Source organism: Sphingobacterium sp. (assembly GCF_039596235.1).
Classification (GTDB): Bacteria; Bacteroidota; Bacteroidia; order Sphingobacteriales; family Sphingobacteriaceae; genus Sphingobacterium.
The window spans coordinates 323,716-332,328 of the sequence record NZ_JBCNKE010000009.1; the positions used below are offsets into that span (position 1 = coordinate 323,716).

Here is an 8,613-nt window from a genome sequence, read left to right on the forward strand (position 1 = left end):
TATTATGATTTAATGGTGAATGAATTTGTCTTTTTAGCGAAGAAATAAATACCGAGCATATTGAAGTAATGCATACCGACAAGCACAAATAACAATGTCCCGGTTTTTAATGCAATACTGCTGATTAGATCTTCGAATGTTTGGATCTGCTTCCAGTAGCTGAATTGGATAACAGCGTAGCCGATATTGAGCAAGTAATATCCTATAAGCAATAAGTTGTTTGTTGTGTCAGCCAGTGCAGCATTGTTCCTAAACAGCGAAAGGATAAACACCCGACCGTTTTTGTGAAACAAGCGACCTACCCAAAGGATGACGTAACAGGTCAGCAAGCCATATATCGCGTAAGCAAGGATATTAAAGTTCATAAGTTTATATCATTAATTTGACCAATTTTAGCAAGAAGTCCCCGCCGCTGGTATTGAATAGCTTGTTGGCGATGGTTTCGAGTTGATCCGTCAATACCTGAATATCTTTTACCGTTTTATGGAATTCCTTGCCTTCATCCGTTTTATCCTTCTCGGTATTTTTGCTGATTTCTCTGAGAATATCCATAACCGGATCCAGTTCTTTTTGTTTGCGCATAACAGCAATTTTCATCGCCCATTTTAATACGTCTTTTTCGGCAACGAAATATTCCTTTCGGTCACCAGCAATATGCTTTTTGTAAACAATACCGTAATCAACCAATTGACGGATACTCATGTTGGCATTCCCCCGGGAGATCACAAGTTTCTCCATGATTTCGTCCGTAGCCATTGGGTTACTCGCGGATAGGAGCAGTGCATGTACCTGAGCAACGGATTTGTTGATGCCCCATTCGGAGCCCAGGGCTCCCCACGTATCTATAAATTGTTGTTTTGCTTCTTGTAGTTCCATCATTATTTTTTATTTCTTACTCAAATTTAAATATAGTTTTTGAATTTTCAAAAACTATTGAAAATAAAATAAACACAATAAACAGGTCACCCTAGCGTAATAAGCGTTAGCTTTTCTTGCGTCCTTTTTGATTTGTATTAACTTTGTTGGCATTATGGCAACAACTTTGTATAATCCCTTCAAACAATTTCAGTTTGATCCGACTATTTGTTTTTTAACAGGCAATAAACTTCAGTCTGAAGAGGAGTGTATTCAGGTATTTCCTGTTTGGATGATGAAATCTTTTCAATTGGAAGATAAACCTTTCAAGATGTTGGATGAAAATCTGGTGACTTATAAGTCTCTAAAACTTCCATGCTCGATGCAAACAGCTGATGCAATAGAACAGATGGAACGTGCGGTGGAACAGGCATTTGAACAAGGTTATGATGCAGTGAAGCAGTTGGATTCATTATTATTGTTTCAATGGATGTCAAAAATCATCTATGGTGTTGTCTACAACGAGATTCTTGCTGGTATCCGGCAACAGAAAGCCTCTGGTGAGGAGATGAATTTTTCCCAGGCGCTGGCACAACGTTTTACCAATCTACATGCAATGTTGCAGTCGTTGGTCGTTCCGATGGAATTTGAGAATACACTTCCATTTTCACTTGTTGTGGTTCCCGTTAATAATGCGTCTGATACCTTTATGTATCGCGATGAAATAAATACCCTGATTTTTTCTATTCGGATGAAAGATTTTGCCCTCATTGCCTGTCTTCAGGATAATGCGACGAACAATATCTATCATGAGGACATATTAAAAGTGATTGCTGGGAAGAAGCTGCATCCCATCCAGTTTGAAGAGTTATGTGCGCGCTATTTCTATTCTGCTTACCTTTTTAATCGTTTGCCAGATTACACTTATCTAAATACACCGCAGAAGGTCTATGTTGAACCTATGCCTTTAGCGGACATGTCGATGAAGCCAATATTTGATCATTGGCAGAATAAAACGTACGGTCAGGTGTTGGAAAATTTCTGGAAACCCTGGGGTTTGACCCTGTTTGAAATTATTAAAAATCCTGAACAACCGATAAGCTTTTTATTGGATGATCAAGGAGCTTTTATCACCGAGATTGAGATGCCCTTAAATTGAATTTGAAGAACTTAAAATAATAAGTTGTTTCAGAAATACGTTTGAGTGGTATGATTATGGATAGGATCAGGTATGTGTTCAGCAAATTTTAAAATTATTGTTTCGACAGTTCTACTGTTTCTCGTTTGTTTGACTTCAAAAGCACAAACCGCTGCGGTTCGTAACATTCCGGCGGATAGCTTAGTTCAAAATGTGGATGAATTTCCTTATTTTAAAGGCGGCTTAACGGCATGGTCAAATTTCTTACAAAAGAACCTTGATCTGACAGGTACTTTGAGTTCCATGGACAGTGTCGCTTATGCAAAATATGGTTCACGACAAACAGCTGTTCTTAATTTTATCGTTTGTGAGGATGGAGCGATTTGTAATATCGAAATTGAGAATAGGGAAAAGGTAAACCCTGAATTTGCGAAGGCTGTATTAGCAGCAATGCGGAAATCACCGCAATGGATGCCAGCCTTAGTCAAGGGAAAGCCGGTTAAAACAAAATTTCGGCAGCCGGTTGTTGCTGTCCTTGAGTAAATAATATATAAAATTAACCATTATTCGCATCATATGTCATTTTGGGATAGAGTCAAAAAAATCATGAGCGGAGAAGATGACGAGTCTTCTACCGAAAAGAAAGATGTTGAAATTACTGCCGGAGGTTCGACTGTGTATCGTTATGAAAATCAGCCGAAGGAAAAAGATCCAAAAGATTTATTCCCTGAGGTGCAGTGTGTTTATTTGGAAGAGATCGAGGATCATTTGGCAAAATATATCGCTGAACCCGATCTGGTCTTTCACGAAATTATATCCGAGCTTGTACATATCGATGTACATTGGATCAAGCCTACGGCGAATTATCCATACAATATCCTGGTAACTTCGGGTATGAGTGATCTGCCAATGAACGTTCCGGAGGAGATAGACGATAAGCAAGCCTATGAGCGTGCAGAATTAATGGTTGTACTTCCCGCGGATTGGAAAATAGGAGAGGAGGAATTTCAGGATGATAACAATTACTGGCCAGTATATTTTTTGAAAAGGTTGGCACGTTTTCCGCATGAGTATAAAACATGGCTGGGTTATGGCCATACGATCCCCAATGGGATGGAGGCCGAAGAAATAGCAAATACCGGTTTCGGCTGTATGCTCTTATTGCCGCCGATGTTGAGTTTTGATGAAGAATTTTTGGAGCTTCAAACAAAAGATGGGAATATCATTAATTTCTATGCGATGATTCCGGTTTATAAGGAAGAGATGGATTTCAAACTAGAGGAAGGAACGGATGCGCTATTGGATCTTTTTGATGAATATGGGATCTCGGAACTTGTAGATATAGATCGTCCAAATGTTTGTCGAAAATAATGATCTTGGCCATTGCCAATTGAAAAATGCAGTATTGTTAGCGGTAAATCCTCCAACAATACTGCATTTTTGTATTATAGGCTGTCGTTGATAATTGCTATTGTTTTGTCGATATCCTCCTTACTGACATTCAGGTGTGGTCTAAAGCGAATGCTTTTCTCGCCACAGCCCAACATAATCAATTTATTGGCATATGCCCTTTTGATAAATTCGTTACGGGAATCGGCAGATTCAAAATCCAGGGCAACAAATAATCCTTCCCCCCTTAGGTTGCTGAGCTGAGGTCTATCTTTTATAACTTCCTGTAGCCTACTTCTGAGATAGGCGCCTTTCTCCGTCGCATTGGCCACAAGATTTTCTTGTTCGATAACTTCCAGAATGAGTTTAAAGCGGAGCATGTCCATAAAATCTCCGCCAAACGTTGAGTTTATGCGGCTGGATTCTTTGAACACATGATGTTCAACTTGATCAAATTTTTCTTTATTCGCCAATATGCCACAAACCTGCGCTTTTTTACCAAATGCAAGAACATCTGGTATAACGTCATAATGTTGGTAAGCCCACATTTTCCCGGTAATGCCCAGGCCCGTCTGTACTTCATCGAAAATCAGTAGAATTTCATTCTTGTCACAGATTTGACGCAGTTGCTGGAGAAATTCTCTACGGAAGTGATTGTCCCCGCCTTCGCCCTGTATTGGTTCAATGATGATGCAGGCAATATCGTTGGGATTGTTGTGGATGGCTTGATTGATTTCGGCGATTGCTTTTTCTTCCAGGCTTACTGTCCAGGCGAGACTTTCTGCTGTCAAAGGATACGCAAGTTTAGGATTAGTTATCCGTGGCCAGTTAAACTTTGGAAAATACATGTATTTTCTGGGATCTTGTGTATTTGTCAAAGAGAGCGTATAGCCTGATCTACCATGAAAAGCCTGTTTAAAATGGATGACCTGACTCGCTTCTTTTTGTATACCCTGAGCAAGATTAAGTCTTGTTTTCCAATCAAAAGCCGCTTTCAGTGCGTTTTCCACCGCCAATGTGCCGCCAGAAATAAAAAACGCATAGGGGAGTTCTTTTGGTATAGCCACACGGGCGAAGGTGTCCACGAAATCTGCGAATTCTTTCGGATATACATCCGATATCGCCGGTTTGTTGACTGCCATCTTCCCTAGAAATTCACGGTGCTTAACCAGATGGGGATGGTTATAGCCAACGGCCATGGAGGCAAACATGCTAAACATATCCAGGTATTCATCTCCATTTTCGTCGACAACATAAGATCCGTGCGATTTTTCCATATCCATGACCAATGGAAACCCGTCTGCCAATATATGTTTACTTAGTCTTTCATGTACGTTGCTCATAATCTCGAATCTGAATGGTTTATAAATCAAATTTTATACCTTGTGCCAATGGTAAGTCTGTTGTGTAATTAATGGTATTTGTCTGGCGACGCATATATGCTTTCCATGCATCCGAACCGGATTCCCGGCCACCGCCGGTATCTTTTTCTCCACCAAAGGCCCCACCGATCTCAGCACCTGAGGTACCGATATTGACGTTTGCTATGCCACAATCCGATCCGGCAGCACTCAAGAATAGTTCAGCTTCTCTCAGATTGTTTGTCATCACAGCCGAAGACAAGCCTTGGCTGACAGCATTTTGCAATGCGATAGCATTGCCGATATCACCCTGATACTTTATTAAATATAGAATGGGGGCAAAAGTTTCATGTTGCACGATCTCATAATGATTTTCGACTTCGGCAATAACGGGCTGTACATAGCAGCCACTTTCATATCCTTTGCCTTCCAGTACCTCTCCTTTAATAAGAAGTTTCCCCCCTTGTGTTTTAATTTTGTCCAGTGCGTTTAAGTATGATTTTACGGCGGCTTTATCAATCAATGGTCCTACATGATTTTTTGTGTCCAAAGGATCGCCAATTTTTAATTGACCATAGGCTTTTGTCAGTTGTTTTTTGACTTTGTCGTAGATACTCTCATGGATGATAAGTCGTCGTGTGCTGGTGCAGCGTTGTCCTGCTGTCCCCACGGCTCCAAATACGGCGCCGATGATTGTCATATTGAGATCCGCATCTGGGGTAACAATAATCGCATTGTTGCCACCAAGTTCCAGAAGCGTTTTGCCCAACCGTTGTGCGACGGTAACAGCAACTTCTTTTCCCATGCGTGTTGATCCTGTTGCCGACACTAAGGAGATGCGGTTGTCAGCAGCAAGCCACTCACCGACTTCTTTGTCGCCCATGACTAGGTTGGAGATACCTTCAGGTAATCCATTGTCATGGAGGATTTCTGCTAATAGTTTTTGGCAGGCAATGGCACATAGTGGCGTTTTCTCACTGGGTTTCCATACGACTGTGTTTCCGCAGACCAAAGCGATGGCTGTATTCCATGCCCACACGGCTACAGGGAAATTAAAAGCGGTAATAATACCGACTATACCTAAAGGATGATATTGGTCATACATGCGATGGCCGGGACGTTCGGAATGAATGGTATTGCCATAGAGCTGTCGGGATAGCCCAAGCGCGAAGTCACAGATGTCAATCATTTCTTGCACTTCCCCCATGCCCTCTTGATAGGATTTTCCCATCTCATAGGAGACTAATTTTCCGAGTGTCGGTTTCAATTCGCGTAATTTATCGCCTAATTGACGGATCAGGTCTCCTCTCTTCGGCGCGGGGATAAGTCGCCAGACTTTGAATGCGGTTTGGGCATCAGCAATGACTGTCTCATAGTCCTTCTGACTGCTACCTGAAACTTTTGCAATGAGTTTTCCATCTACTGGAGATAGGGATTCGAATACTTCACCACCAGAAAACCACTTTCGGCCTGTTGACGAGCCTAAATTCTGGGATGTTATGCCGAGTATTTTAAGTTCTTTTTTTATCATAATGGTTTATTTTATTCGTGGAATATGTTAAATATAGGGAATAAAATTCTGTTAAACAAGATGTGTGTGAATATTGTTCAGTTTGAAAATATTTTATTATCTTAGGTGAGCTAATGTAGACTATACGATTATGAAACAAATAAATGTTGATTATTTTCAAGTGGACGACCTTTTGTCGGAAGAGCATAAGCTTATCCGCCATGCCGTTCGGGATTTTGTTCGCTCAGAAATAAAACCAGTCATAGAAGAAGCGGCGCAGGCGCATCAGGCCATAGAAGGATTGATGCCCAAGCTTGGTGCGATCGGTGCTTTAGGGCCTTATATTCCTGTGGAGTATGGTGGTGCTGGATTGGATCAGATTTCCTATGGTTTGATTATGCAGGAACTAGAGGCGGGTGATTCTGCGGTTCGTTCGGCGGCTTCGGTGCAATCTTCTTTGGTGATGTATCCAATATATACCTATGGTAGCGAAGAACAACGCCGTAAATATTTGCCAGGACTTGCTTCGGGGGAACTTGTAGGCTCTTTTGGTTTAACCGAACCGAACCACGGTTCTGATCCCGGAGGGATGGAAACGCGGTTGATGGCGAGTAATGGTGGTTTTTTATTGAACGGGGCCAAGATGTGGATTACAAACTCACCAATATGTGATCTTGCTGTAGTTTGGGCACGCGATGAGGCTGGAAAGGTGCGGGGAGTAATTGTTGAACGTGGAATGGATGGTTTTGAAACACCGGAAACATTACATAAGTGGTCTTTACGAGCTTCTAAAACTGGGGAGCTGGTTTTTCATGATGTCTTTATTCCCGCTGAAAACGTATTGCCTGAGGTCAGCTCGATGCGTGGGCCGCTGTCTTGTTTGAATTCTGCGCGGTACGGAATATCTTGGGGTGTAATAGGAGCGGCGATCGACTGTTATGAAACTGCTGTTCAATATGCCCTGGAGCGTCACCAATTTGACCGACCAATTGGCGGGTTTCAGCTGCAACAGAAAAAATTGGCTGAATTTCTGACTGAAATTACAAAGGCTCAGTTGTTGTCTTGGCGCTTGGGACTTTTAAAGAATGAAGGGAAAGCGACCCCACAGCAAATTTCCATGGCCAAAAGGAATAATGTGCATATGGCATTACAGATTGCGCGTGAATCCCGCCAGATTTTGGGAGGAATGGGTATTGTCGGAGATTTTCCAATTATGCGGCATATGATGAATCTTGAGTCGGTTATTACATATGAAGGAACTCACGATATTCATTTATTGATTACTGGCCAGGATATCACTGGGCTCAATGCATTTTCTTCTTAATGCTGTTTATTCTATTAAATTATATGTGGGATATAATATTCACAATCGTCTTTAACGGTTGTGAATTTCTTTTTTAAGACATTAAAGTGCTTAAAGTATTTTTTGATTCGTAATTTTTGGCTTTCCATTTCGAAAACCGCGCTCCGAGCGGGTTTTATACATTTGAGCGCTTTTCATTGTTTTTTCAGTTCCCCTCCTGCTGCCGTGCGCCCTAATCGGGGATAGATGCCAGCTATCGGGCTGCCCCTTCAGGCCGGACCCCAAAAGTCAAAACCCATTACCTCGCTGGTAAGCGATCCGCTTTTGACCATTATATCACCTGCTTATACGCAACTTAACCAATAACTTAGTGATAGTTTAGAGTTACGATAGGATTTAGTTAGGTATTCATTAGCTTTTACCTAAGCTATACCTAAACAAACCCTAACTAAACCCTAACCAAACAGTTAATCTGTACAGACGCTGACCCGCCCTATTTGTACCTTTTCTGCCGAGCTTACTATTGTTTGATACCCCAACCGTTCGCCCGGATGCCTGCCCCATATCCCTACGTAACCGGCCTTTTGGCACTGCCGGGAGTAATTCCCTGGCCTTGCCATACTTTCCGCCGCGGGGCCAGTCCCAACCCGTCAGCGCAGATCCCGTAGCGGCCCTATGCTGACCGGCCTTTTTGGCCTTACCGCACACCCTTTGCCGCCACCGTGCCCCGCCGGAGCCCAGGAAATCCCCTGCGGGATCCTGTTTCACAAAAACAATCCCCCAAGGGTACAGCCAGTTAGCGGAAAAATGAAAGAAATAAGAACAAAAGGCTTGGAAGTGATTATAAAAACTTCCTATCTTTGCACCACTCCGCAAGGGAGGGACGGTTGCTCCGAAAGGGATGATCATGAAAAAAAGAAGGGTTTAACGGGAGTTAAACGCAGAAATCGGAAAAAGGAAAAGAAAAAAAACTTCATTTTTTTTTGGAAGTCCGAAAAAGATTTCTACCTTTGCAGTCCCAACGGAAACGGAGGGAAAACAGAAAAAGATAAAGACG

Annotated in this window: 9 protein-coding genes; 4 read left to right on the top strand and 5 right to left on the bottom strand. The window is 42.1% G+C overall.

Going from position 1 to position 8,613, the window contains the following annotated elements:
• Positions 1–2: 2 nt before the first annotated feature.
• Complete coding sequence (locus tag ABDW32_RS18915) at positions 3–365, bottom strand: hypothetical protein (protein WP_343565193.1); 363 nt, start codon at positions 363–365, stop codon at positions 3–5.
• Positions 366–369: 4 nt separating this feature from the next.
• Positions 370–879, bottom strand: a complete 510-nt coding sequence (locus ABDW32_RS18920) for a helix-turn-helix domain-containing protein (RefSeq protein WP_343565195.1) — start codon at positions 877–879, stop codon at positions 370–372.
• A 151-nt stretch (positions 880–1,030) separates the two neighbouring features.
• Between ABDW32_RS18920 and ABDW32_RS18925 the strand changes: the two genes are divergently transcribed.
• The 3 genes from ABDW32_RS18925 (at position 1,031) to ABDW32_RS18935 (ending at position 3,364) form a co-directional block, all read left to right on the top strand.
• A complete protein-coding gene (locus ABDW32_RS18925; RefSeq protein WP_343565197.1) occupies positions 1,031–2,014 on the top strand; it encodes a hypothetical protein in 984 nt (327 codons plus the stop codon).
• A gap of 72 nt (positions 2,015–2,086) precedes the next feature.
• The gene (locus ABDW32_RS18930) at positions 2,087–2,536 is read left to right on the top strand and encodes an energy transducer TonB (protein WP_343565199.1); all 450 of its coding nucleotides are present in this window, start codon (positions 2,087–2,089) and stop codon (positions 2,534–2,536) included.
• Positions 2,537–2,599: 63 nt separating this feature from the next.
• Positions 2,600–3,364: a suppressor of fused domain protein gene (locus ABDW32_RS18935; protein ID WP_343565200.1), complete on the top strand. Its 765-nt coding sequence runs from the start codon at positions 2,600–2,602 to the stop codon at positions 3,362–3,364.
• A 74-nt stretch (positions 3,365–3,438) separates the two neighbouring features.
• On the opposite strand, the gene lat is transcribed toward ABDW32_RS18935, so the two are convergent.
• Together lat and ABDW32_RS18945 are read right to left on the bottom strand one after the other, a co-directional pair.
• Positions 3,439–4,725 (bottom strand): L-lysine 6-transaminase, encoded by a 1,287-nt coding sequence (gene lat, locus ABDW32_RS18940; RefSeq protein WP_343565202.1) that lies wholly within the window; start codon positions 4,723–4,725, stop codon positions 3,439–3,441.
• 19 nt (positions 4,726–4,744) lie between these two features.
• Positions 4,745–6,274 carry an aldehyde dehydrogenase family protein gene (locus ABDW32_RS18945; RefSeq protein ID WP_343565205.1) on the bottom strand — a complete coding sequence of 510 codons (1,530 nt, stop codon included), beginning with the start codon at positions 6,272–6,274 and terminating at the stop codon, positions 4,745–4,747.
• A 130-nt stretch (positions 6,275–6,404) separates the two neighbouring features.
• Between ABDW32_RS18945 and ABDW32_RS18950 the strand changes: the two genes are divergently transcribed.
• A complete protein-coding gene (locus ABDW32_RS18950; RefSeq protein WP_343565207.1) occupies positions 6,405–7,577 on the top strand; it encodes an acyl-CoA dehydrogenase family protein in 1,173 nt (390 codons plus the stop codon).
• A 423-nt stretch (positions 7,578–8,000) separates the two neighbouring features.
• On the opposite strand, the gene ABDW32_RS18955 is transcribed toward ABDW32_RS18950, so the two are convergent.
• Positions 8,001–8,465: a hypothetical protein gene (locus tag ABDW32_RS18955; protein WP_343565209.1), complete on the bottom strand. Its 465-nt coding sequence runs from the start codon at positions 8,463–8,465 to the stop codon at positions 8,001–8,003.
• Positions 8,466–8,613: the final 148 nt, after the last annotated feature.